The 26,368-nt window shown below is 46.5% G+C and carries 19 protein-coding genes; 12 read left to right on the plus strand and 7 right to left on the minus strand.

Features of this window, described 5'->3' with window-relative positions; genetic code table 11:
* Positions 1-125: 125 nt before the first annotated feature.
* On the minus strand, positions 126-3,545 hold the full coding sequence (locus tag QUA88_RS04955; RefSeq protein ID WP_333270543.1) for a response regulator: 3,420 nt from the start codon (positions 3,543-3,545) through the stop codon (positions 126-128).
* Between the two features lie 120 nt (positions 3,546-3,665).
* Entirely contained in the window at positions 3,666-4,097 is a 432-nt protein-coding gene (locus QUA88_RS04960) for a response regulator (RefSeq protein WP_333053165.1), read from the minus strand.
* 402 nt (positions 4,098-4,499) lie between these two features.
* On the opposite strand from QUA88_RS04960, the gene purC reads away from it, so the two are divergent.
* The 10 genes from purC to QUA88_RS05010 all read left to right on the plus strand — a co-directional run bounded on the left by purC (position 4,500) and on the right by QUA88_RS05010 (position 15,104).
* Positions 4,500-5,228 carry a phosphoribosylaminoimidazolesuccinocarboxamide synthase gene (gene purC, locus QUA88_RS04965; RefSeq protein WP_333232148.1) on the plus strand — a complete coding sequence of 243 codons (729 nt, stop codon included), beginning with the start codon at positions 4,500-4,502 and terminating at the stop codon, positions 5,226-5,228.
* 182 nt (positions 5,229-5,410) lie between these two features.
* Positions 5,411-7,792 (plus strand): BamA/TamA family outer membrane protein, encoded by a 2,382-nt coding sequence (locus tag QUA88_RS04970; RefSeq protein ID WP_333053164.1) that lies wholly within the window; start codon positions 5,411-5,413, stop codon positions 7,790-7,792.
* 120 nt (positions 7,793-7,912) lie between these two features.
* Entirely contained in the window at positions 7,913-8,770 is an 858-nt protein-coding gene (lpxC, locus tag QUA88_RS04975; protein WP_333053162.1) for a UDP-3-O-acyl-N-acetylglucosamine deacetylase, read from the plus strand.
* A gap of 85 nt (positions 8,771-8,855) precedes the next feature.
* Positions 8,856-9,377, plus strand: coding sequence for a 3-hydroxyacyl-ACP dehydratase FabZ (gene fabZ, locus QUA88_RS04980; protein ID WP_333053161.1), 522 nt, complete (start codon positions 8,856-8,858; stop codon positions 9,375-9,377).
* Between the two features lie 267 nt (positions 9,378-9,644).
* The gene (gene lpxA / locus QUA88_RS04985; protein WP_333053160.1) at positions 9,645-10,439 is read left to right on the plus strand and encodes an acyl-ACP--UDP-N-acetylglucosamine O-acyltransferase; all 795 of its coding nucleotides are present in this window, start codon (positions 9,645-9,647) and stop codon (positions 10,437-10,439) included.
* A 41-nt stretch (positions 10,440-10,480) separates the two neighbouring features.
* Entirely contained in the window at positions 10,481-11,083 is a 603-nt protein-coding gene (locus tag QUA88_RS04990; protein ID WP_333053159.1) for a Uma2 family endonuclease, read from the plus strand.
* A gap of 9 nt (positions 11,084-11,092) precedes the next feature.
* Complete coding sequence (lpxB, locus tag QUA88_RS04995) at positions 11,093-12,265, plus strand: lipid-A-disaccharide synthase (RefSeq protein WP_333270550.1); 1,173 nt, start codon at positions 11,093-11,095, stop codon at positions 12,263-12,265.
* Positions 12,266-12,401: 136 nt separating this feature from the next.
* On the plus strand, positions 12,402-13,664 hold the full coding sequence (locus tag QUA88_RS05000; RefSeq protein ID WP_333053155.1) for a DNA cytosine methyltransferase: 1,263 nt from the start codon (positions 12,402-12,404) through the stop codon (positions 13,662-13,664).
* 379 nt (positions 13,665-14,043) lie between these two features.
* Positions 14,044-14,388: a BON domain-containing protein gene (locus tag QUA88_RS05005; RefSeq protein ID WP_333053154.1), complete on the plus strand. Its 345-nt coding sequence runs from the start codon at positions 14,044-14,046 to the stop codon at positions 14,386-14,388.
* Positions 14,389-14,732: 344 nt separating this feature from the next.
* On the plus strand, positions 14,733-15,104 hold the full coding sequence (locus QUA88_RS05010) for a DUF4278 domain-containing protein (protein ID WP_333208289.1): 372 nt from the start codon (positions 14,733-14,735) through the stop codon (positions 15,102-15,104).
* 227 nt (positions 15,105-15,331) lie between these two features.
* Here QUA88_RS05010 and QUA88_RS05015 read toward each other — a convergent pair whose 3' ends face one another.
* From QUA88_RS05015 to QUA88_RS05035, 5 genes are all read right to left on the minus strand, one after another.
* Positions 15,332-16,513 (minus strand): RtcB family protein, encoded by a 1,182-nt coding sequence (locus tag QUA88_RS05015; RefSeq protein WP_333262233.1) that lies wholly within the window; start codon positions 16,511-16,513, stop codon positions 15,332-15,334.
* Positions 16,514-17,164: 651 nt separating this feature from the next.
* Positions 17,165-18,286 (minus strand): hypothetical protein, encoded by a 1,122-nt coding sequence (locus tag QUA88_RS05020; RefSeq protein ID WP_333270555.1) that lies wholly within the window; start codon positions 18,284-18,286, stop codon positions 17,165-17,167.
* A 381-nt stretch (positions 18,287-18,667) separates the two neighbouring features.
* Positions 18,668-19,798, minus strand: coding sequence for a hypothetical protein (locus tag QUA88_RS05025; RefSeq protein WP_333270558.1), 1,131 nt, complete (start codon positions 19,796-19,798; stop codon positions 18,668-18,670).
* Positions 19,799-20,260: 462 nt separating this feature from the next.
* Positions 20,261-23,485, minus strand: coding sequence for an efflux RND transporter permease subunit (locus tag QUA88_RS05030; protein WP_333208285.1), 3,225 nt, complete (start codon positions 23,483-23,485; stop codon positions 20,261-20,263).
* A gap of 434 nt (positions 23,486-23,919) precedes the next feature.
* The gene (locus QUA88_RS05035) at positions 23,920-24,522 is read right to left on the minus strand and encodes a thioredoxin family protein (protein ID WP_333058562.1); all 603 of its coding nucleotides are present in this window, start codon (positions 24,520-24,522) and stop codon (positions 23,920-23,922) included.
* Positions 24,523-24,700: 178 nt separating this feature from the next.
* On the opposite strand from QUA88_RS05035, the gene QUA88_RS05040 reads away from it, so the two are divergent.
* Positions 24,701-25,105, plus strand: a complete 405-nt coding sequence (locus QUA88_RS05040; protein WP_190741019.1) for an NIL domain-containing protein — start codon at positions 24,701-24,703, stop codon at positions 25,103-25,105.
* A 66-nt stretch (positions 25,106-25,171) separates the two neighbouring features.
* Positions 25,172-25,615: a hypothetical protein gene (locus QUA88_RS05045; protein WP_333058561.1), complete on the plus strand. Its 444-nt coding sequence runs from the start codon at positions 25,172-25,174 to the stop codon at positions 25,613-25,615.
* Positions 25,616-26,368 lie beyond the last annotated feature (753 nt).

Below are 26,368 nucleotides of genomic sequence, written 5' to 3' on the forward strand. Positions count from 1 at the left end.
AAAGAAACAAAGAAATAAACAAACAAAGAAACAAAGAATTTATTTCTTAGTCCGCGTAGGCGGACTTCGTTTGTTTAGGCGCGATTTCAAGCGCCGACTAATATCGATTAATAGCGACTAACCGACTAACTAAACATTCGATTTTCCACAAATTCTTGCACCCGGGCTAAATGACTGGACAAACTTACTAATAGGTTCTCAATCCTCTCACTATTTGACAATTCCACCCCTTTTGGTTCAGATTGAAAGCTTCGCGCTTGATGCTCCAATTGTGCGGCCAAATCCGACATCTGAGCAACTCCCACATTAGCCGAAGTTCCCTTGAGACGGTGGGCTTGATATTCCACAGCTTGCCAATCTTTAGCTTCTACGGCTCTTTTGGCAGCAGCTACATCAGCTTGGGCTCCTGCCACAAAAGCTTGCAAGAGTCGCTCTGGCAATTTAATATTAACTCGTCCGAGTTGCTCCAATCTGCTCTTGTCGAACAGTCCGTCGTAGTCTCTATGTTCCCAAGTTGGAAGTGCGATCGCCCTTGGTGTCGGCCCGGCCACAACCTGCGCTTTTTCCACAACTTCTGTATAATTTGTTGCTAATTGAGATTTATTTTCCGAATTTATACTTTTAACTCCATACTTATTGTCACCCTGAACATTTAGGGCTTCATACTTTTTCAGGGCCGCCGCCAAAGCATCTAAATCTACAGGTTTGCTGAGATAATCGTCCATCCCCGCCGCTAGACACTTTTCTCGTTCCCCCGGCATAGCATGAGCAGTTAAAGCCATCACAAAAGTATGCCGATCGCTTCCTTCGATTTCCCTCAACTTTTGCGCTGCTTTGTAACCATCCAGTATCGGCATTTGACAGTCCATCAGCACTAAATCATAGCTTTTTTTAGCCAGCAAATCCAGCGCTTCTTGACCGTTGACCACGCAGTCAGCCTGATAGCCTAAAACTGCCAACTGTTCGACAAGAACTTGTTGATTGATCGGGTGGTCTTCCGCAACCAAAATTCTCAGCGATGACAGCGAATTGGGAGTAACATATTGATGAGTATTAACTGGTGGCAACTTGCCAGTATTAACAGCCTCCTCTCTCCCAAAATCTCCCCTTCCCTTCACCGGCGCAAGCATTGCCTCAAGCAGGTGGCTTGGCCGCACCGGCTCGATCAAATATCCGTTAAAACCTCGACTGCAAAGCGATTCAGCCTTCGGCTGTTCTCGCAAAGCAGTCATGGCGATTAACGAGCAAACTGTCGAGGTCGATCGCACTTTCCTAGCAAATTCCTCCGCATCCAACTCCGGCATTTGCAAGTCCACCAGCACCACATCCCAGCTTTTTCCCCCCTCTCCCGAATTCTGAGAAATCCCGCCCTGGGTATTTTTCAACCAACTCCAAGCCTCAGCAGCACTTTCTGCCTCGTCGCAGCGCGCACCCCAACTTTGAGCGAGCGATCGCACTGCTGCCCTCCTCAAAGCACTTCCAGAGATTACTAACAACTTCTTGCCCGCAAGTTCGGGATCGTGAGGCTCAACTGGCAACTGTTTTTCCAAAGGTACAGTAAACCAAAAAGTAGCACCGCTGCCTAGCAAACTGCGAACTCCAATGTCCCCTCCCATCATCTCCACTAACTGCTTACAAATAGCCAAACCTAAACCCGTCCCGCCGTAAGGCCTAGTAGGAGAATCATCTACCTGAGAAAAAGATTGGAACAGCTTTGTTTGTCCTTGGGCCGAAATTCCAATGCCAGTATCCCGCACCGAAAATAGCAACCTTGCTTCTTGTCTACCCTCTGCCAGTCTGTTGCCCTGTTTCACAGTTACGTGAACTAGAACTTGACCGCGATCGGTAAATTTTATGGCATTCCCCGTCAAATTCAGCAAAACTTGCTTCAATCTGCCCGAGTCGCCCACCAACTTTCTCGGCACTGAGCTGTCAACTAAAATATTCAATTCAATACCTTTTTCTTCTGCCAAATGCGCTATAATTTCTATCACCGACTCAACGCAACTATCTAAATCAAAATTAGCCTTTTCCAGCCGCATTTCTCCCGCTTCAATCTTAGAAAAATCGAGAATATCATTAATAACATTTAGCAAATGTTCAGCACTGCGGTAAATCGTCTGAGCACAGTCCCGCTGTTTCTGTTCCAGAGGAGCGCGCAGCAGCAATTGAGCCATTGCCAAAACCCCATTCATCGGAGTGCGAATTTCGTGACTCATGTTCGCCAAGAATTGCGACTTCACCCGGCTAGCTTCTAAGGCAGTTTCCCGCGCTTCCACCAACTCATTAATCTTGTCGGCCACCATCACAATTCCCCCTACTTTACCGTCTGGATTGTACCAAGGGTGAGCGGCCCAGCGCAGGTAGATAACAGAGCCGTCTGCTCGTTCCCAAGCATCTTCGCTCACAGAAACGACCTCACCTCTGAGCACTTCTTGATACATTACTTTCCAGCGATTCGGGGTATCTGGAAACAATTCGTAATGACTGAGATTAGTCAGCGACTGCCACTCAAAATTAAATTGAGTCAGCCATTTGTGCGAGTTAGCTAAATAGCGCATTTCCGTATCGAACATCGCCATTGCTACCGGCACGCAAGTAATAATTTGTTTCAGTTGCTGCCGTTCCCTTTCCAGAGCATATTCCGCCTGTTTCCGCTCAGTAATGTCGCTAATCATGCCGGCCATTCGCAGCGCTTTTCCTTTGGAATTTCGCTGAGCTTTTCCCTGAGAAGTGCAGTAGCGGTAAACACCGTTCGAGTGTAGCAGCCGGAATTCTACATTATAATCTATTTCTTGTTCCAAGTGAGCGGCGATCGCCGCGACAATTCCCTCCTTGTCATCGGGGTGCAGGCGGTTGTATAGAGCTTCCATAGTCCTGCCAAATTGCTTTCGCGACAAACCGATAATTTCCAAAAGGCGATCGTTCCAATAAACCTCATTTTTACTTAAATCCCAATCCCAAATTCCGTCGTTCACTCCCTCTAAAACTAACCTGTACCGTTCCTCACTTTCCTTAAGCTTTTGACTGGTATGAAACGCCTGAAATTCGGCGCGGTAAACGCGCATCGCATTGGACAAACTGCGGGACAAACTATCGGGAGAAAGCTTATTTTTAGCAATATAATCAGAAGCTCCTGCCTTCATCAATTCCACAGCAATTTGTTCGTCGCCTTGACCTGTGAGTACAATTAAGGGAACTTTCAGTCCAGCTTCTCGTAGATGTTTTACCAAACTCAGTCCGTCTCCGTCCGGCAATCCGTAGTCGAGGAATACGCAGTCAAATTTGCACTCAAATATTTGATTTAATAGCAGCCCCTTTTCTGTCTCCTCAACCTCGCTTAAAGGTTGAGATTTATTTTGTTGGGAGAGTTTTGCGGTAGCCTGCATAGAATTTTTGCTAACCGAGAGTTGTGCCAGCGCATCCGCGCAGTCTTCTGCTTCAGTAACTTCTGCAGAAACACCAGCAGACTTGAGCGATCGTTTGATTGCCATTCGATCGACTGCATCGTCATCAACTATCAGAATTGTGAGAATTTTGTCCATAAAAACCGAATTGTGGATTAGTCCGAAAAAGCTGCTGTCAAGAAAAAGGACTTAAAACAACTGCATCGCTGAAAAATCATAAAGCCCCCTTGAAAATTTTTCTATTCAAATTTCCCTATTTTAGGGAATTTCACTCAGCATCCAGTATTTGTTTAGGGTAGCCATCACTTCCACAAAGTTAGAAAAAGTAACAGGTTTAAGAATATAGCCCGCTACATTCAAATTATAAGCTTTTACTTTATCTCTATCTTCATTAGAAGTTGTGAGGACGATTACCGGAATCGACCTCAAACATTCATCCAGTCGCAATTCTTGCAAAAACTCGATCCCGCTCATTCTCGGCATATTCAAGTCCAGCAAAATCAACCGGCGCGCTTGAGGCATGGGAGGATCTATTTTTCCTTGTCCACGCAATATAGCTAGAGCTTCTAATCCATTGGCAGCAATGTAGAGGGGGTTGACGATGTTATTTTTTTTGAAAGCTCGCCGGACGTTCATCACATCAACCTCATCATCTTCTACCAAAAGAATATGAATTTTTTTGTCTTGCATAAATCAGCCATTTTCTAGATGTTTTTTAAGCGCCCGTCTCGTTGGCGAGGTTTTGTCAGCACGGATCGCGAACCCAGCAGGTTTAATATCTATTGTCCTTTGTCAAGAATCATTTATGCCGGGGTCGATGACAGTATCTACCTGCAGGCGTACTTGCCCGTCATTCGATTTTGGATTTGAGATTTGAGATTTTGGATTGACCCGACGGATAAATGCGGGGGCTTGAGGATTTTAGATTTGAGATTTGGGATGGATTCCACGGATAAATCACGTGGCGGGTACCACATGAAGAAATTCGCTTGTCAGAGGATGAGCGGTGCAGCGGAGATCCAAAAACTCGCCAATAACACCCGATCGAGCTACGGTAAAATCTAAAACTCATCTACATTATTATTAATCGCCATGTCAGCCGATCGCAAACTCTACGAAGGCAAAGCCAAAATCCTCTACTCCACCGAAGACAGCGAAATTTTGCTGACCCACTTCAAAGACGACGCCACAGCCTTTAACGCCCAGAAACGCGGCAGCATCGCCGGCAAAGGCGAAATCAACTGCGCCGTATCCGCCCACCTGTTTCGGATGCTAGAAGCCAAAGGCATTCCCACCCACTTCATCGACACGCCGGCCCCCAACGAAATGCGAGTCTGTCGCGTCCAAATTTTGCCCTTGGAAGTCGTAGTCAGAAACATTGCCGCCGGCAGTCTTTGCAAGCAAACCGGACTCGCCCTCGGCACAATTGTCAATCCGCCGCTGGTCGAGTTTTATTACAAAAACGACGATTTGGGAGACCCGCTGCTGACCCGCGACAGGCTGCTGCTAATGCAGCTAGCCACCCCGGAACAAGTAGACCAACTAGAAATCGCCGCCCGCGAAATTAACGAAATACTCAAAGAATTTTTCAGCCAGTGCGGCATCACCCTGGTAGACTTCAAACTAGAATTCGGTATCGACCAACATCAAAATCTGATCCTCGCCGACGAAATCAGTCCCGACACCTGCCGCCTCTGGGACAATGCAGAAGCCGACCCCGACGCCCGTGTTATGGACAAAGACCGATTCCGCCGCGACTTAGGATCGGTAGAAACCGCTTACCAGCAAGTTCTCCAACGCGTTCTCGCTCAGAAAGTCTAGAGGCCTTGGTAATGCGCTAGAATTGCACAGTTTGTTACCCTTCTGCTTTCGATGTCAGCAATCAGCGGTCAACAGTCATCAATTAGCGATCAGCGCGAAATTCAACCGACTTAATAACTAATGACTAATGACTAATGACTAATGACTAATGTGGTGTGTGGATTCCAAAAAAGTGAACAAAAATGCGTTTATCTGCTGTATTGGTGGCAGTTTTTACTGCCTCAGCAACATTCGGGTTATCAAATTCTGCTTCCGGCCAAACATCCTACTCTGAATCAGCAGAGGAAGCTTTGACTGCCGCCGGGCCCGCCCCGTCGATCGAATTACCCGATCGCCCCCTTCCAGAATTAACCCCAAACCCTCCTCAAAACCCTAAAGCCGCTAAAACCAGCAAAGGGGAAGCCCTAAAAATAGCGGAGGCCCCTGCCAGAGGAGGGAACGACCGCGAACCCCCAAACCAAGTCACAGACCCGCCATCCCCGGTTTCACCTCCGATCCTTGAACTCAAACCCGAGCTAGCATCCAACCCTTCCCCCGCCTCTAGCAGCCAAAACGCCCTGCCAGAGGCGCAACAGGAAAGCTCGCTCCCCCCATCGGAAGCGGCGGTAACGCCCGCCTGGATCGCAGCAGAGCTAGGGAAACCAGATGAATCCGAGGCGATCGCTCAAAACGCCCAAGTTCCGACAATACCGGCCCCGACGGGACCGCCGACTAACACCGTTCCTCCATTGCCCCCTGGCCGGGCACCGCAGCCGAGACAAGCCCCTGCACCCGCCGGGGCGGCAGAACCGCAAGTGCTAGTAGCAGAAGTTACAGTCACCGGCGCGACGGAAGACTTGGAAACCGAAATTTACCGAGTCATCAGCACCCAACCGGGACGCACAACCAACCGCAGCCAACTGCAACAAGACATCAACGCCATTTTTGCCACGGGCTTTTTTAGAAACGTGCGGGCAGTACCGGAAGACACCCCGTTGGGCGTCCGGGTGACTTTTATTGTGCAGCCAAATCCGGTGCTGCAGGGAGTGACAATCACCGGTCAGCAAGTGCTGCCCCAAAGCGTAATTGACGAAAGCTTCCGCGATCAATACGGCAAAATTCTCAACCTCCGCCGCTTTGAAGAGGGAGTGAAAAAAATTAATGCGTGGTATCAAGAGAACGGCTATGTTTTGGGCCAAATCACTGATGCCCCGCAAGTAGCAGACGACGGCACTGTCACCCTGGTAGTGGCAGAAGGCCAGATCGAATCCGTTGATGTCCGCTTCCTGAACAAGGAGGGAGAGGCAACAGATGCGACGGGTCAGCCGATCGGAGGCAACACCCGTCAGTTTGTCATCACCCGCGAAGTAGAACTCAAGCCCGGAGACATCTTTAACCGCACCAAGGCGGAAAGAGATTTGAGACGGGTGTTTGGTTTGGGAATTTTTGAAGACGTGCGACTTGCCTTGGAACCGGGAACGACTGACCCCCGCAAGGCAAGAGTAATTGTCAACGTCATTGAGAAAAATACCGGTTCTCTGGCGGCTGGTGCAGGTTTGAGTTCCGCGACGGGTTTGTTCGGTACGCTGAGTTACCAGCAGCAAAACTTGAGAGGTAGGAACCAGAAATTGGGGGCTGAAGTACAAATCGGGGAACGCCAAAATCTGTTTGACTTGAGTTTTACAGATCCCTGGATTGCGGGCGATCCTTACCGGACTTCTTATACGATTAATGCGTTTAGAAGACGATCGATCAGCGTGATTTTTGACGGCGGCGAACGGGAAGTCAGATTGCCCAACGACGATCGACCCCGCATCAATCGTACTGGTGCCGGTATCAATTTCACCCGTCCCCTGGATCGGAATCCTTTTGCCGATTCTGAGTGGACAGCTTCAGTAGGCTTGCAGTACCAGCGAGTCTCAATTACCGATCGCAAAGGCCGGCGCGAATCCGAGGACGAACTCGGCAACCTGTTGAGTTTTAGCGATTCGGGTTCGGATGACTTGACAACTTTGCAAGCAGGTGTTGTACGCGATCGGCGCAACGACCCCCTCCGCCCCACTAGCGGTTCCCTGCTCAGATTTGGGATGGAACAATCGATTCCTGTAGGTTCCGGCAGCATCCTGTTAAACCGCCTGCGGGCCAGCTACAGCTTGTACCTACCAGTCAAGTACACTAACTTTACCGCCGGCCCTCAAACCCTGGCATTCAGTTTTAGGGGCGGCACCGTATTCGGAGATTTGCCTCCCTACGAAGCCTTTGCCTTGGGCGGCGCCAACTCGGTGCGCGGATACGACGAAGGCGACATGGGAGCCGGCCGCAGCTTCCTAGAGGCCAGCGTTGAGTACCGTTTCCCGATTATTTCGTTTATCGGCGGAGCGCTATTTTTGGATGCTGGCACTGACTTGGGCACGGGCAAAGATGTCCCAGGCGACCCGGCAGGTATCCGCGAAAAGCCCGGTAGCGGTTACGGTTACGGCATCGGCGTGCGGGTTCAATCTCCTTTAGGGCCGATCCGGATCGATTACGGTATCAACGACACTGGCGACAATCAAATTCACTTTGGAATTGGTGAGCGATTCTAAGTTGACAGTTGGCAGTTGGCAGTTGGCAGTTGGCAGTTGACTGTTGACAGTTGGCAGTTGACTGTTGACAGTTGACTACTAACTACTGACTACTAACTAATGACTACTGACTACTAACTAATGACTATTGAACGTACCTTAAAATCTGAATTTGAACTGTCGGGAATCGGTTTGCACAGCGGCGAACAAACTCGCGTCCGAGTTTTGCCTGCAGAGGTTGGGGAAGGTCGCTATTTTGTCAGAATTGACTTGCCTGGTGCTCCGAGAATTCCTGCAAAAATTGAGGCGGTTTGCCAGACTGCACTTTCAACGGAACTGGCAGGTATCGATGCTCAAATTCGCACTGTAGAGCATCTATTAGCCGCTTTGGCGGGGATGGGAGCGGATAATGCTCGAATTGAGGTTGATGGGCCGGAAGTGCCGCTGCTGGACGGTTCGGCTCTGGTTTGGGTAGAGGCGATCGCCCATACCGGCTTAGTTCCTCAAGAATCTAAGCAATACCCCACTTCCTCCTTTGTCGTTAGTGAGCCAATTTGGGTGCGTCACGGGGATGCTTTTGCAGCAGCTTTACCCTCAGCCGAAACTCGATTTAGTTACGGAATTGATTTTGAGGAACAGGCGATCGGCAATCAATGGTACAGTTGGTCGCCAGAGGCAGAAAGTTTTGCGACGGCGATCGCCCCAGCCCGCACTTTTGGACTTGCTCGCCAAGTTGACCAATTGCGACAAGCTGGTTTGATCAAAGGTGGTACCCTAGAAAACGCCCTAGTTTGCGATCGATCCGGCTGGCTCAACCCGCCTTTGAGATTTGCCAACGAACCAGTGCGCCATAAAATCCTAGACTTAGTAGGCGACCTCAGTCTGCTCGGAACTTGGCCAAAAGCTCACTACTTGGCTTACAAAGCCAGTCACAACCTGCACGTCCAACTCGCCCAAGCCCTGAACTCCCAAGCTCTAGCTACGCTAGATAAAAGTTAGGAAAAAACAGGCGATCTTCTGTTAAGATTACATCTTCCTTCTGCCTTCTGCCTTCTGCCATACCACACTCAAAATTCTTCAAGAAATGTCTACGCTGACTGAAGTTAACACCCTCAATACTGCTAATTCTGAATCCGTCCCCACCAAAAACGGTGAAGATTCTCCAGCGGTTAAATCTACTTTTACTCTCGAAGAAGTTCAGAAATTATTGCCTCATCGCTATCCTTTTGCACTGGTTGACAAGATTGTTGATTACGTGCCGTCCGAGAAGGCTGTAGGAATTAAAAATGTGACTTTTAACGAACCGCATTTTCAAGGGCATTTCCCCGGACGGCCGATTATGCCTGGAGTATTAATTGTCGAAGCGATGGCTCAAGTTGGCGGTATTGTTCTGGCTCAGTTGCCCGATATCAAGCAAGGATTGTGGATGTTTACCGGAATTGATCGAGTCAAGTTCCGTCGTCAGGTTGTACCGGGCGATCAGTTGCTGATGACTGTAGAATTGCTGTGGGTAAAACGCCGCCGCTTCGCAAAAATGCAGGCTCTGGCTGAAGTAGACGGACAAAAAGTTTGTGAAGGAGAATTGACGTTTTCGATGGTAGATTAAGTTGGTGATTGGTGATTGGTGATTGGTGATTGGTGATTGGTTATGTGTTATTTGGGGATTTCTCTATATTCCTGATAACCACTGACAATTGACAATTGACAATTGACTACTGATACTAAATCCTGGTTTGTTACTCCTTGATGATTCGGCGATTGCAATCGCTACTACACAAACGAAGTCCGCCGCGGACTAAGAAATAAACGGGGTATTTAAGCTTGATTTTGTATGAAAACTGAAAACTGAAAACTGAAAACTGACTAATAAAAAATGCTTACTTTGATTCACCCAACTGCTGTGATTCATCCCCGCGCTGAACTTCACCCGACTGTAGAAGTGGGAGCTTATGCTGTAATTGGGGAAAGAGTGAAAATAGGGCCGGAGACTAAGATTGGCGCTCATGCAATTATCGACGGGCTAACAGAAATAGGCGCTCGCAATCAAATTTTCCCCGGTGCGGCGATTGGTTTGGAACCTCAAGATTTGAAATATGAGGGTTCTCTAACTAGGGTGAAAATTGGCGACAACAATCTCATTCGGGAATACGTGACAATTAACCGCGCTACTGGAGCGGGGGAAAGCACGACTATTGGCAATCATAATCTATTGATGGCTTATGTTCATGTGGGACACAATTGCGCGATCGCCGATCGAGTAATTATCGCTAATGCTGTAGCCTTAGCCGGACACGTTAAAATCGAGTCTCAAGCCCGCTTGAGCGGTGTTTTGGGGGTTCATCAGTTTGTCCAAATCGGCCGTTTGTCTATGGTGGGCGGCTTGAGCAGGATCGATCGAGATGTGCCTCCTTATATGCTAGTCGAGGGAAATCCTTCGAGAGTGCGAGCAATCAACAAAATAGGCCTCGAACGCGCCGGTTTTACCCAAGAAGATTTGCTACTTTTGAAGAAAACTTTTCGTATTCTATACCATTCTGGCTACACTCTCGATCGAGCTTTGGAACAGTTGGATTTGTTGCCAGAAAACGCCCACTTGCAGCACCTGCGGAGATTTATGCAGCAGTCTATAACCAAAGGGCGACGCGGTTTGATTCCTGGCAAAAAGTGAATGAGGTAGAATAAACCTATGAACTAAGCGACTGTTGCCCTATGAATGTATATACTTCTGTCAAATCTACATCCCCTGAAACAGAACCAGATGGCTGCATCAGGTTCTCAGATGTTAGTTGGGAGCAATTTGAAGCGATAGAAGCAGCTTTTAAAGATGTCAGAGGTGTGAAATTTTTCTATCTCGATAAAATACTGCAAATTATGACTGTCTCGCCCGAACACGAAATAATCAAGAAAACTCTCTGTATGCTGCTAGAGGCATATATGAGAGCAAATGGGATTAGATTTTACGGCAAGGGCGGCCCGACTCTGGGTAACAGAGAATTAGGCGGTAGAAAAGAGCCGGATGATTCCTATGATATAGGAACCCAAAAAATAGTCCCAGATATTGCTATTGAAGTGGTAATTACCAGTGGCGGGATAAATACTCTAGAATTCTACAAAAGATTGGGAGTTCGGGAAGTCTGGTTTTGGCAAAATAGTCAGTTATCTCTCTATTACTTAACAGGTGAAAATTATGAGCAGATTTCCCGGAGTACATTCCTTCCCGCTCTGGACTTAGAATTACTGCTACGCTGTGCTAATATGCCCGATCAATATGATGCTGTTACCGAGTTATTAGCCAACATCTCACCTGTATAAAGTCAGAATATGAAAATTTTTATCAGCACTGGTGAGGTTTCGGGCGATTTGCAAGGCTCTTTGTTAGTTGCAGCCTTAAAACGTCACGCTGTCGCGGCTGGTTTGGAGTTAGAAATAACAGGATTGGGCGGCCCTCGTATGGCGGAAGCTGGGGCTACTATTTTAGGCGATACTTTGGGCATTGGTTCTATGGGCCTTATAGAATCAGTGCCGTATATTTGGCCAACGATCCAAGTTCAGCAAAAAGCTAAACAATATCTCAAAAACTTCCGCCCCGATGCTGTTGTATTGATTGATTATTTGACTCCAAATCTCGGTATTGGCAGCTATATCCGCCGCTGTTTGCCTGATTTGCCCGTGGTTTGGTACATCGCACCTCAAGAATGGGTTTGGTCGATTTCTCCTCGCAATACTGATCTGATTGTCAATATTTGCGACCAACTTTTGGCAATTTTCCCAGAGGAAGCTTGTTATTATCGAGAAAAAGGAGCCGAAGTGAGTTGGGTTGGTCATCCTTTGGTGGATAGAATGCAATCTGCGCCCAGCCGGGAAGTTGCCCGCAAAACTTTGGGAATTGGACCGGAACAGGTGTCGATCGCCCTAATTCCCGCTTCTAGACACCAAGAACTCAAGTACCTGATGCCGGTTATATTTGAGGCAGCTCAAATTATTCAAGCTAAATTGCCGGAAGTTCATTTTTGGATTCCGCTTGCTAATAACGCTTTTCGCCACAAAATTGAACAGGCGATCGAGAATTACGGTTTGCGGGCTACTCTGTTAGAAAATCAAACTCTGGAAATCTTGGCTGCTGCCGATCTGGCGATTACTAAATCTGGTACTGTTAATCTGGAGCTGGCTTTGCTGGATGTTCCGCAAGTTGTCCTCTATCGCGTCAGTCCAATTACGGCTTGGATTTTTCGCCACGTGCTGAAATTTTCGATTCCTTTTATGTCTCCGCCCAATTTGGTGCAAATGAAGCCGATCGTCCCGGAGTTGCTGCAAGACGAGGCGACTGCGGAAAATATAGTGCATCACGCATTGGAATTGCTGCAAAATGCCGATCGGCGCCAGCAAACTTTGGCGGGTTATCGGGAAATGCGGGAAAGTCTCGGAGATGTGGGCGTGTGCGATCGGGCGGCTGCGGAAATAATGAAAAATGTCAAATTAAATACAGCTTCTTAAAGCATTTTTTGTATTTAAAAGTTATGTATAAACCCGGTTCCTTTGTGGCTGGCTCGTGGACAAATTCACGATTTATTACCAGAAACGCTGTTGATTTCCTTAATTTCTATTAAAGCAACTTTTTTATTGAAATGTTATGCCAAGCAATCGGAAAAAGCGACCGATCGCTGTTGATTTATTTGCAGGTGCGGGCGGCATGACTCTGGGCTTTGAACAAGCAGGTTTTGACGTACTTGCCTCAGTCGAAATTGACCCTATTCACTGCGCCACACACGAGTTTAATTTCCCGCTGTGTTCTATTCTGTGTAAAGATGTCACACAGCTTACGGGCTCGGAAATTCGGAAAAAATCGGCGATCGGGGGGCGCGAGATAGACGTAGTAATCAGCGGTTCGCCCTGTCAAGGATTCTCGATGATGGGCAAGCGCGATGTGGACGATCCACGAAATTCTCTAATTTTTCACTTTCAGCGCTTAGTTTTGGAGCTAAAACCCAAGTTTTTTGTAATGGAAAATGTACCGGGAATTGCATCAGGAGAACACAAAGAACTCCTGAATGTTTTAATTAGCTCTTTTCTGAAACGTGGCTATAAAGTAGAAGAAAATTATCAAGTTCTCAACGCTGTTAACTATGGAGTGCCGCAAGCTCGCAAACGATTGTTTTTGATTGGGTGCAAAGCAGGTTATGAGCTACCCAAATACCCTCAGCAAACTACTATATTGCCCAAAATTAAAATTCCTAAACGCTATAAAAAAATTAATTTACCTGCTGTTCCGACTGTTTGGGATGCGATTGGAGATTTGCCGGAAGTGGAAAACTACAGCGAGTTGCTGCACCGAGATTGGGTAATGGCAGAGTACGGAAAGTGCAGCACTTATGCGAGTATAATGCGCGGAATTGATGGTTTGGATGATGATTATTCCTACGATCGCGAGTACGATCGACAAATCCTCTCTTGTAGTTTGCGAACTAAACATTCTCAGGAATGTATAGAAAGGTTTCAGGCGGCAAAACGCGGCGAAAAAGAGCCGATCAGCCGTTTTTACAAGCTTCACCCCGACGGAGTTTGCAACACTCTCAGGGCCGGAACCGACAGGGCTAGGGGGGCTTATACTTCGCCGAGACCGATTCACCCGATCGCCCCTCGGTGCATTACAGTCAGAGAAGCTGCGCGACTGCATTCCTATCCTGACTGGTTTAGATTTCATGTCACAAAATGGCACGGTTTTCGCCAAGTCGGAAATTCTGTACCGCCGCTATTGGCGAAAGCTGTCGCAGCGCAAATTATTAGCGCTTTGGGCGTGGAAGCCATTAAGCCGAGTCTCAAGCTGACATGGGGAGATGATTCCTTGCTTAAACTCAATTGGTCAGAAGCAGAAGAATATTATCTAAAAAGTTAAGAATTAGATTGACAGCGTATATGCAGGGCTACCCCCAATTAAGCGCGGGTTTAGCGTCCCTTGTATCCGTGGACACAGTTCGATGACCAGCACAAGATGTCCCCAGTAGTTAAACAAACCGGGAATGTATTCCGGCGCGCTGTGCAGTTTGTTCAAGGTAAAAGTGGGAACTATTTCGACTACTGGTCTGCAATCCAAGGCGTAGCATCCTAGACATAAAATAGCAAAATTAACATCTGCATATCATGGGAGATTTGAGATTGTGAAAGTCTACCGGAAAACATTTTGATAAATTTCGCTGAGTTTTGCAACAATTACGAGTCTTTTGGACTTCTAGAGCTATTGTGTAAAAAGTGTATTTTCAGGAGACTCAAATACTATGGGTTGGTTTAAAAGACTGTTCGGACTCGAAAAGCCTGCACCCCAGGCTGAACCGATGGCACAAGTAGTACAGCAAGCAGCACAAGCGCAATCCATCGCTCCTGCTAAAGTCGGCCCAGACGGAAATTTTGACGAAAGTGGCCTCGCGAAGCGGGTTGCTTTAGCTTTTGACAGCGATGCAGAAGTTGCTGATATCGAGACTGTTTGGGTTGCTCAGCTCAGCAGCACGGTTGTTCTCAAAGGTCAAGTTCCCAGTCAGGAAATTCTCGACAAGTTGGTGGCGATCGCCTCTGCTGAAGAAGGTGCCACAAACGTGCAAACCGATCAGGTGACAGTCGGCTAGTTATTCGGAACCGAAGTAGTTTCGCTCCGGGGCTGCTCGAAGCAGTCAAAAACTGGATTAATACCATTTTTCTAAAGATGTGCTATGGATGAAGTCTTAGCCCCCCCTTAATAAGGGGGGGTTGGGGGGGTAATATCTAGCGCTACTTTATGAAACTGGATTAAACCCGCTGCGGCGGGTTTTTTCTTGCCGTCTCCCCCTCAAAATATTAATTTTTGTAAAAAAAAGCGATTTATCTAAAAAAACAGTATAATTGAATACAGAAACTAAAAATGTTTTAGCGAAGAAAACCAACGCTGACCTGATTGCCCTTTTTATCTCGATAAATATAAGGATCAAAAAATATGAAACTCACTTATCGCGGTTCAAACTACGAGTACGACATTCCGACAGTCGATATGATCGAAGGGGAAGTCGCGGGCAAATACCGGGGTCAAAACTGGAACTATCGGTATCCGAGACACATTCCCAACCCCAGAAAATACGGCGGCCCAAACCATACCAAAAAGCGAGATGCTCAAGCTGGCGATCGTGATGTCGCAGCAGCTAGCGCCTCAGCGAGGGTGGATTATTACCCAACAGTTGTGGAAGTGGCGCAAGTGCACCAAGCGAATCTTTGCAATATTCTCGATCGTAGAAAGCAAGCAGCCAAAGCCAAGGGCGATGAAACACTGCTGCGCTTGCTAGAAATTGAGTCAAGACAAATGGTGTGTTAGAGAAAAAGCTTCAGAAAACAAAGCGTTTGTAAAGAGGGGGGAAATCAGCAGCGGCTTGATTTCCCCCCTCTTCCCATAAAGCACTTTCCAGGTAAGTGATATCAAATCCGGTAGCATCGGAATTATTCCTCTCTGTATTCTCTCCCTCTGCGTTCTCTGCGCCCTCTGCGGTTAAATCATTCCGATACAACCGGAAACGATATGAAGTACAAATAAACCAGTTTCTGTCACCCCTTGACACAAACCACCTGCTTCAAAGTCGCCACAACTTCCACCAAATCCGACTGCTGACTCATCACCTCATCAATCGGCTTATAAGCCCCCGGAATTTCATCTAAAAATTGCTCATCTTTCCGGCACTCAACCCCCTCAGTCTGCCGCACCAAATCATCGAGAGTGAATACATTTTTAGCTTGAGTGCGAGACATCAACCGCCCCGCACCGTGACTGCAACTACAGTAACTTTCAGCATTTCCCTTCCCTTTAACAATAAAAGATTTCGCCCCCATCGAACCCGGAATAATCCCGTAATCCTCTACATCCGCGCGTACGGCACCCTTGCGAGTAACATACACATCTTCGCCAAAATGCACTTCTTTTTCCGCATAATTGTGGTGGCAATTCACCTCTAATAACGGCTTAACAGATTTGCCACCCGCGACGTGCTTTTCCACAATTCGCTTAAACCGATTCATCATTACATCGCGATTAAAACGAGCATAATCTTGCGCCCACTGCAAATCGTGCCAGTAAGCCGCAAACTCGCGCGTACCCGCCACAAAGTAAGCCAAATCTTTGTCAGCCAGATTAATTTCTGCCAGTTTAGCTAAATCTTTAGCAGTCTCGATGTGCTGCTGTGCGAGCAAATTTCCAATCCCGCGAGAACCGGAGTGCAGCATTAGCCACACAAAGTTTTCAGTATCAACGCAAACCTCAATAAAATGATTACCGCCGCCGAGGGAACCCATTTGTTTTAAGGCTTTATTGTTTTGGTGCTGCACACCTTGATGAAGTTCCTTAAACTCGCCCCATCCTTGCCAGTTGGTGACAGTTGTTTCTACTTCTTTGTTTTCCGAAAATCCGACTGGAATTGCTGCTTCGATATCGAGGCGAATTTGTTTGAGTTTGCCTTCTAGTTTGTTGGCTTTGAATGGCATTTTTATCGCAGACATACCGCAACCCACATCGACGCCCACAGCCGCCGGAATAATCGCTTCTTTTGTGGCAATTACTGAACCGACTAAAGCACCTTTTCCTAAATGTACGTCGGGCATTAGTGCGACGTGTTTGAATACAAAGGGCAAAGATGCTACGTTTGCGGTCATCTTGGTTTCTTTTTCGCCCAGGGCGTGATTTGCCCAAGATAATACTGGTTTTGGGGCTGATATGTCTAATTTTTCGTAGGGCATTTTTGTTTAAGTTTGTTTTGCCTGGTTGGATTGTGTAGTATCATTGTAGCATAAAGACTTCAGATGTCAAACACACTAATTCTCGTAGGGTGCGTCAGTCGGGAATTTCTTTTGGGAGTCATAGAATTTTTACTGACGCACCTTACCCACTAATTGTTGCCGCGTCAACTTCACATCAAATGCAGTAGCGGTATTGTTGGTAAATCCGACATTCCGACAGGGAATGAATTCCCTGTCTCATAGCAAAAGTCCTCTCAAAGAGGACTGAAATCGATCGCACTTTCCGTCAAACTCTACAGTCGGTTTTAACCGACATCTTGCAGCAATATCAATAAGAGGATTTTTCGTGGGGTCGGGCGGGTTTATAGAACCTATTTGCAAGCTTTAAGGCTGTTGGCGAACCCGCCCCTACGTCTAATTGAGAATGGTGCAATATCTCAGTTTTAAGCGACAGTCCGACAGGGAATTCATTCCCTGTCTCATAGCTAAAGTCCTCGCTCAAGAGGACTAAAATCCCTCGCACTTCCCGTCAAAATCTACAGTCGGTTTTAACCGACTTTCGCTATGAGGCAGGGGTTTCAACCCTGTCGGATTGTGGGAAAGCGAGTGAAAAGCTAACACGGCACAAGAAGCGTTTTGTATTGAAAATCCTTAAGAGATTCCCAAAGATTGAATGAATAATTTACTGTAAGGCGCGGATTTTTGTACCTTCGCCAGGGAACCAAACAGCTCTTTTCCCCCAAAGATAACTAATGTCTTCTGTGTAGAGTCAGCTTCTTGACTCGGCAGTTGTGAGTGAACGGAAAGAATACTATCTGAATCAAATCGATAAAAGCGGTCCAAGTCGCTGCAAAGTCCTTCTTCAACATCCTTGAGATTAGGATAAAGTTCTTGAGAAGGACGCGGTTCATGACCGCTTAAAATCAGTTCATCTAACATTTCCATTTTTTCAATATCGATTAGATACATTCTCCCATTACCAGTGTTAATTAGAAGGCGATCGTCTGATAGGTAGGTAGAGTAGCTAAACCTGTCATCCGAATCAGGACAAGGGCATTCGCATATTCCAAGTAGATTGCACTCAGGAAAACTGAATCTGCTGATTTGTCGATCGCAATCGTGTACAACCACAAATTCGCCACCAGCAGGATGAAATTCTGGAGGCCCTGTGTCATCGGGACATGGAACCTCCACGGCGTGAATTTCCGTACCATCGTCATAAAGCCAGTAGATTTGCTGTCCGTCCTGACCTGCGGCAGCCCAAAGAGCTAAAATTTGATTTTCGGGGTGCGGGTGAAACGAGAAGGAACTCCAGCAAAAAGGGTCTTCGAGCAAAAGTTGTCGTTGAATTTGCCACGAATTGGTATCGCGAATTTGAATCTCGACTTCCCCGCCTTCAATTAATTTCATGCACCAAAAACGCACGCCGTCTGCATCAAACCAGCAGTCCTGAAATCCATTTTTGTTATACGAAAACTTAACAGGAGGGTTAGGTAGCTGTTCTTCAAAAACTAGCTGGTTTTCTGCTGTCATAATTGCTAAATGATTGCCATTTGCCATAATTGCTGCCAGCAAATCGCCTTTGGGACTAATGGCTGAATGGCTAATTTCGTCGGGAAGCTGGTATTCGTATTTTGGCGACAAGTTGCGATCGACTAAAGTGACTTTTTTGCGATCGCCACTGACAATGGTCGCCCACTCGGAATTAATGGGTTGATTTATGTGTGAGAACGACCAGTCAATTTGTATTTCATTTTTTGGTAAAATTAGCATAAAGATATTTCAGCGTAAATAAGCTCTATTTTAACTGAAATTTTGCAGCATTTATCGTAGGGTGCGTCAGTCTGGAATTTCTTTGGGGAGTCAGAGACTGTTTACTGACGCACCTTACCGACTAATTATCGGCGCGTCAACTTAACATCAAATGCAGTAGCGGTATTGTTGGTAAATCCGACACTCCGACAGGGAATGAATTCCCTGTCTCATAGCTCAAGTCCTCTGAAAGAGGACTAAAATCCCTCGCACTTCCCGTCAAAATCTACAGTCGGTTTTAACCGACTTTCGCTATGAGGCAGGGGTTTCAACCCCTGTCGGATTGTGGGAAAGCGAGTGAAAAGCTAACACGGCACAAGAAGCGTTTTGTATTGAAAATCATTAAGAAATGCCTAAAGATTGAATGAATAATTTACTGTATGGTGCGGATTGTTGTACCTCCGCCAGCGAACCAAACAGCTCTTTTCCGCCGAAGATAACTAATGTCTTCTGTTTAGACTCAGGCTTTTGACTCGGCAGTTGTGAGTGAACCGAAAGAATCCTATCTGAATCAAATCTATAAAAGCAGTCCAAGTCGCTGCAAAGCCCTTCTTCCTCATTAAGATTAGGATAAAGTTCTTGAGAAGGACGCGGTTCATGACCGCTTAAAATCAGTTCATCTAACATTTCCATTTTGTCAATATCGATTAAATACATTCTCCCTTCAACGGTGTCAATTAGAAGGCGATCGTCTGATAGGTAGCACATAGAGTACCTAAACCAGTCATCCGAATCAGGACAAGGGCATTCGCATATTCCAAGTAGATTGCAGTCAGGAAAACTGAATCGGCTGATTTGTCGATCGTAATTATTTATAACCACAAATTCGCCACCAGCAGGATGAAATTCTGGAGGCGCTGTGTCATAGAGACAGGGAACCTCCACGGCATGAATTCTCGTACCATCATCATAAAGCCAGTAGATTTGCTGTCCGTGCTGACCGGCAGCAGCATAAAGAGCTAAAATGTGATTTTCTGGGTGTGGGTGAAACGAGAAAGAACTGCCGGCGCCAAGAGGGTCTTTGAGCAAAAGTTGTCGCTGGATTTGCCACGAACTGGTATCGCGAATTTGAATCTCGACTTGCTTCATTTCAATTAATTTCATGCACCAAAAACGCACGCCGTCTGCATCAAACCAGCAGTCCTGAAATCCATTCTTGTTATGCAAATGTGAAAACTTAACAGGAGGGTTAGGTAGCTGTTCTTCAAAAACTAGCTGGTTTTCTGCTGCCACAATTGCTAAATGATTGCCATTTGCCATAATTGCTGCCAGCAAATCGCCTTTGGGGCTGATGGCTAAACAGCTAATTTCGTCGGGAAGGTGGTATTCGTATTTTGGCGACAAGTTACGATCGACTAAAGTGACTTTTTTGTGATCGCAACTTGTCGCAATAGTCCAATCGGAATCAGTGCGTTGATTTATGGCTAAGATACCCCAGTCAATTTGTTTTTCATGTTTTGGTAAAATCAGCATAAAGATATTTCAGCGTAAATAAGCTCTATTTTAACTGAAATCTTGCAGCATTTATCGTAGGGTGCGTCAGTCGGGAATTTCTTTGGGGAGTCAGAGACTGTTTACTGACGCACCTTACCGACTAATTATCGGCGCGTCAACTTAACATCAAATGCCGTACCAGTATTGTTGGTAAGTCCGACAGTCCGACAGGGAATGAATTCCCTGTCTCATAGCGAAAGTCCTCTGAAAGAGGACTGAAATAGATCGTATTTTTCCTCAAAATCTACAGTCGGTTTTAACCGACAGTCCGACAGGGAATGAATTCCCTGTCTCATAGCAAAAGTCCTCTGAAAGAGGACTAAAATCGATCGCACTTCCCGTCAAAATCTACAGTCGGTTTTAACCGACTTTCGCTATGAGGCAGGGAATTCATTCCCTGTCGGATTGTGGGAAAAGCGCGTATTTGCTGGCACTAAATTATTACAAATTCGGAGTCTTTCTCCCCACCTTCTGCACAGGAATAGCAACCGCCTGCGGTTTCTTATTCCCTGCAAACATACCAAATAAATCGTGCAGCAAAATGTAAAAACACGGAATAATAAACAGCGTCAGCAGCGTCGCCAGCGACAAACCGGAAAACACCACCACACCCAGCGGTTGCAAGAATTCCGAACCGTCGCCAATGCCCAAAGCTAGGGGGAATAAACCCAAAACTGTAGTAATAGTTGTCATCAAAATCGGACGCAAGCGCTGAGGTGCGGCCCTGAGAATTGCTGTGGCGCGATCGACCTTTTCATCTTCCCCAATTTGGTTCGCCAACTCCACCATAATAATCGCATTATTTACCACAATTCCCACCAGCAAAATCGCCCCCACAATCACCGTTGCGCCGATCGGAGTTTTAGTCGCATACAACCCGAAAATCCCCCCAGCCAAAGCCAGGGGCACCGTTAACATAATCACCAGCGGATCGACAAGCGAATTGTACTGCACCGCCATTACCACAAATACCAAAAACGCCGCCAAAGAACCCAAAACAATCAGCGAACTTTGCAATTCCCGGTTGGTTTCCGCCGCCGAACTCGGTATGACTCGCACTCCTTGCGGCAATTTTATTTCTGACAAAACTGCATCCACTTGTTTCAAAGCATCGCCCAAACTCGCGCCCTTATTAATATTCCCCGCAATCAAGAAAACTTGGCGCTGGTTAAGCCTTTGAATTTCCCCCGGCGCTTTTCCCAGTTCAATATTCGCCACATCGCTCAAGCGGATAATGCTGTTATCCCTAGCAGTTAAAGGAATAAATTTTAGTTCCGAAACCGATTGGACAGAATCGCGATCGAACTGTACCCGCACATCAACCAAACGGTTTCCCCGCTGCAATTGCGTGGGAACAGAACCTTGAATTGCTGTCTGAATCGCCTCTCCAATTTGCCTCGCATTCAACCCGTAGACTTCCGCTTGTTCCCAGTTGGGGCGAATCTGCACTTCCGTTTGCTGCGGGTCTCCATCCGGGCGAAAACGAGCTAATTTTACCTTTTGATCCAAAGTTGCCAATATCTCGCGGCCAGTTTGCTGCAATATTTGTTCATTTTCGCCCTGAAGCAGGACATCTACTTCAGCGCCCCGCACTGGCGAATTAGTTAAAACCAAACCCCGCACATTTTCTGGAATCAGGCGCAAACGAGTGTTTTTTGGCAAATCAATTTTATTCAATTCTTGCGTAACTCGCTGCACAAAATCCAATGTATTGGTGCCCGGTTTCAGCGTAATGTTGCAGCCGCCGCGCAGCAAATTCTCAACCGTATTGTTGCCGAATAACAGCCCGCCCACCGTCGTCAAAGTGTATTGAGTTTCTGGTTGGCTGAGGATAATTTTATCAGCTTCTGCCATGATTTTTTGGTTGGTTGCCAAATTTGTGCCTGCAGGAAACAAAGCAAACAATCTCGCTTGACCGGTATTAATTCTGGGCAATATTTCCTGGGGAATTTGACCAGCCATCAGCCAACTGCCGCCACCCAATCCAATAATCGCTACTGCAATGATAATCAACCGCCACCGCACTACTCCCGATAAAAATTTCCCGTAGCCGGCGGTAGCATTGGTAAAAGCTCGATCGAATGCGCGCAGCGGCCAAAAGTTGCTCAAACCGCTGGATACCCGCAGCGCTAGCAGTCGAGAAGCCATCATCGGTACAACTGTCAATCCGACAATCAGAGAGGCGGCGACAGAAAAGGTGATGGTGAGAATTAATTCGTTGAAAAGTAAGGAAACTAAGCCGCCGATGAGCAAAAATGGCAGTACGGCAACTAAGTTAGTGATGGTGGAAGCAAATAAAGCTGATTCTAATTCTTGGCTGCTTTTTTCTGCTTGCTGAATCAACTGCTTGTTACTTAAACGCTGCTTGCCGTTGGCACTGTTTGCATTGCTGGTTCCTTCGACAATATTCTCCAGCATGACGATCGAGTTATCGACCACAATTCCCACACCCAGCGCCAAACCACCCAAACTGAAAACGTTCAGAGATAGGCCAAAAACTCCCATCAGGATAATCGCCATTAAAGTTGCGAGGGGAATTGCCAGGACAATAATCAAAGTTTGGCGAAGTGAAGCGAGGAAAAGCAATACAGATGCCCCCGCTAAAACAGCCCCGGTTAAACCAGAAAATACGACGTTACTAATAGAATCGCGGATAAATTTAGACTCATCAAAAGTAGTAACGATAGTCGTACCTTCGGGAATTGCCCCGGATGTTTTTAATTCTTCTAGCCGCTTTTTGATGCCATCTACAACTGAAATTGTATTCGCGTCTGGCTGCTTTTGAATGCTAATTTTTACGGCTGATTTCTGATTGAGAAATACTTTAACTCGCTCTTCTTCTGTACCGTCAATTACCTGAGCAAAATCGCGCAGAAAAACTCGTTTTGGCGGATTGGAACCCGATGCTTGAAAAGAAATTGCCTGAATTTCTTTCGCGTTCTGAAATCGCCCGACGGTGCGGGTTAAAGGTTCTGCTGCTTCTTGCCGCAGCCGCCCGCCGGAAGTGTCCAGGTTCCGGGATTCGAGCGCTGATAAAACGTCAGAAATACTGACACCTAAAGATTGCAAGCGATTTAAGTCAATATTTACTTGAATTTCTTCTTGCACGCCGCCGGCCACGTCAATTGCTGCGATTCCAGGAATTACGTTTAGTTCTCTGGATAATTCTTCGTCAGCAAATACGCGCAAATCTACTCCTTGCAGGGAGTCGGAAGTGAGGGCAAATTCGTAAATCGGCTGCTGGGAAGGGTCCACTTTGAATAGAGTGGGCGATTCAACTGTATCGGGAAGTCGGTTGCGGATGCGGTTGACAGCGGCGGTGGCGTCGTTGAGGGCCTGGTCGATGTTTCCCCCCGGTCTGAAGAATAAATCGACGCTGACTTGTCCTTCGCGAGTGCGGGAGAAAACTTGCATGACGCCTTCAGTGGCGGACAGCCCTTGTTCGAGGGGGCGAGTAACTTCGTCTATTGCTACTTCTGGGGATACGCCTGGGGCGTTCAAGCGCACGCCGATGCGGGGATAGGTGATGGAGGGTAGCAAGTCAACGGGCAGTTGGGTGATGTAGAAAAGGCCCACGATTATGATAGCAAGTGTCAGCATGAGGGTGCCGATGTGGCGACGAATCGCGGTCGCGCTAATACTGAATCCGGTTTTGTCAGGAGTCATTCGATTTTAGATTTTAGATTTTAGATTTTAGATTGAAGAGTCGGCCCCGTCATTCAGACTAATTCTAGTAGGGTGCGTCAGTCTTGAATTTTTCTAGGCGGTGAGAGAATATCTACTGACGCACCTTACGAGGAGTATAATAAATCTTAATAAATATTCCCAAAAGTTTTTGTGAATATTTCTTTAGAGGTAGTCGATCGCCCACAACGCAGATTGGCAGAAATTGCAAGGGGCTTTTGAATCTCTCTAAGTTATCGCCATCAGGAACAGGCAAGATGCCTGTTCCACAACAAATAAACTTTCTTGTGGAACAGGAATCTTGCCTGTTCCTAAAGTCTTCTTCCCTTTTCCCTCTTCTTTATTCCTTCTTCCTTCTTCCCTCTTGCTGACATCCGTTACATCCGTTACAGAATCCGTTGCCGAACTTCCTTCATTTACTGTACTTGAGAGCCGTGGGCGCGGGGGTCGGAGCTACTTGTTTTCACAGGCCCTGTGGGGGGAGTAAAATTAGAAACTTGACCGCCTGCTTGGGCGTGTGGCAGAGGTTTTCCTGCAATTAAAGCTTCTAAGTTAGCTTCCATAATACTGCGCGGCATTTCGCCCATCGTTTCAGCAACGGCGCTGCCTTTATCGTTCAAATAGACAAAGTGCGGAATGCCATCTACTCGATATTTTGTGATTTCGGGCAGCCATTTGTCATTATCTACATTCAGCATCACAAAATTCATCGGTTCGGCGTATTTCTGTTTGATTTCGCTCAGATCCTTAGCCATTGCCTGACAGCTACCGCACCAATTAGCATAAAATTCCATCAGTGTCGGTTTGCCATTTACCAAAGCTGTTTCTAATGGCGTTGAAGCTTTTGCCATGTCGGTGAGACTGCTTGACGGCGTTTGGGTTTGCAGCCCGAAGAAGATGGATATTGAAAGGGCGATCGCTGTTAACACGATCAATAAGTTTCTGAGGCGCGTGGCGACTTTTGTTTCGGGATTTTTGGCGACGGGGGCGACCGTTGACTTGGGCGAATTCTGGGTCATAAAATAAATTGCGCTTTGATTTCTATGTTTTTATTTTAAATAATAGATTCAGATTATACCACATTTTGAGATAATCAGACCCATTTCATAAAAATTTGTGCTAAAGGCAGTAATTAGATTAAGTGCGCTAAAACAGAAGATAACAAAGATTGTTTGTAAATTACCGAGGACTTGCAGGGTGAAAAAACGGGTAACACTGACGTTTCCCCAACGATCGATCCAAATGCCTGTCACCTATCGACTGGCAAAGGATTTTAATGTTGCAGCCAACATTATCCGCGCTCAGGTGGCTCCGAATCAGGTGGGCAAACTGGTGCTAGAGTTATCAGGGGACATCGACCAACTAGAAGCCGCGATCGACTGGATGCGATCGCAAAATATCGGCGTTTCCCTAGCCAGTCGGGAAATACTTATAGACGAAGATATCTGCGTTGACTGCGGTTTATGTACGGGGGTTTGCCCGACAGAAGCCTTGACCCTTGACCCAGAAAGCTTTAAACTAAGTTTTGCTCGATCGCGCTGTATCGTTTGCGAGCAGTGCATCCCTACTTGTCCGGTGCAAGCTATTTCTACTAACCTCTAAGCCCTGTACAAACTCATCGGGAGCATCATCTTTTTTTTTGCCTGGTTCTCCTAATTGTGCCATTGGATGAAAAAAAACTCTTGGGTTTCCCTAACTCTACTTTTTGTTACTTATTTCACTTTTGGCTGGAAATTATCTGAGTTTGATGTTCCCCCGCACCTGACTTGGTTTCTAGCCATAGCTTCAATTCTAGTGTTGACTGCCGCCTTCTCGTTCCCGTTGAAAGACATAAAAGCATTAATTTTGCGGTGGTTTTCGAGTGATATGGGTGCTTTTATTTCTATAATTTTAGGAGCTTTTGTAGCAGTAGTAATTATTGCTTGGATGCACCTTTTTGCTACTTGTTTACTCTTGATTTCAGCCGGAGCTTTGGCAAGACTCGATATTCAAATATCTGGTTGGAAAAATTGGCGGGCTTTTGCGGTATTAGCTACCATTTCTTTAACAGGTGTGGGGTTGGGCGGAGCGATCGAGTTTTGGGCAAAAACAGGCAGGCTCGTATTCTCTTAATTCGGAACGGGAAATTCATCCAACCAAATTCTATAACTCGCAATGGATATTTAGCCGAAAACTATCAGATCGCCCATCAATAAATACAGCTTATTTTTTTTCAATCCCCCACCCCCGGATTAATTCCCCGTTCCGCGCCGTAATCATAGCAGTTTTCCAGCCTCGTGAGGTAAAGCTTCTCAATTGCCGATTCCCGGTTGCGCGTTACTAATTCCCAATTACTAATTACCCATTACCGACAAACCTGGAGTGGAACTGAAAACCCCTAGGGCAGTATTGAAGTGTAGCGACTGTTGCTCAAAATGTTATTGCCAAGAACCCGCAAGTCCCGCAGCCAAAAACTCATCGCAATAAAAAAGCAGCTTTAGGGAGCTGCTAGTCAGAATGCATGAGGTATTGTTTTTAGAATAGGACAGGTTGAATTCGATCGGTGCTGGGTTACATTTTTTGATACGGGAGAGTTGATTAGTGAATGGACGATCGTAAAATCGTCACATAGCAGAGTATCATTGATGCTAAATTTCCCGACAATCAAGTTAGCGTTTAACTGTCCTTGCGCCCTACAGCCCTTCAGCGGTGGGGCCATTTTATTTTTAGGGAGAACTCAATAGCCGACTTTAACGCATCAGATGAGTCTGCCATTAGTTCTTGTATAAAATCTCCGCATCGCCACATCCTCATAGCTGGTAAAAGTATAGTCATTTATAGACATGGGAGGCTTCAAGTCCCTCCCCTTTCACTTTTACTTTGAGC

This window comes from Microcoleus sp. D3_18_C2 (genome assembly GCF_036702395.1).
Lineage (GTDB): Bacteria > Cyanobacteriota > Cyanobacteriia > Cyanobacteriales > Microcoleaceae > Microcoleus.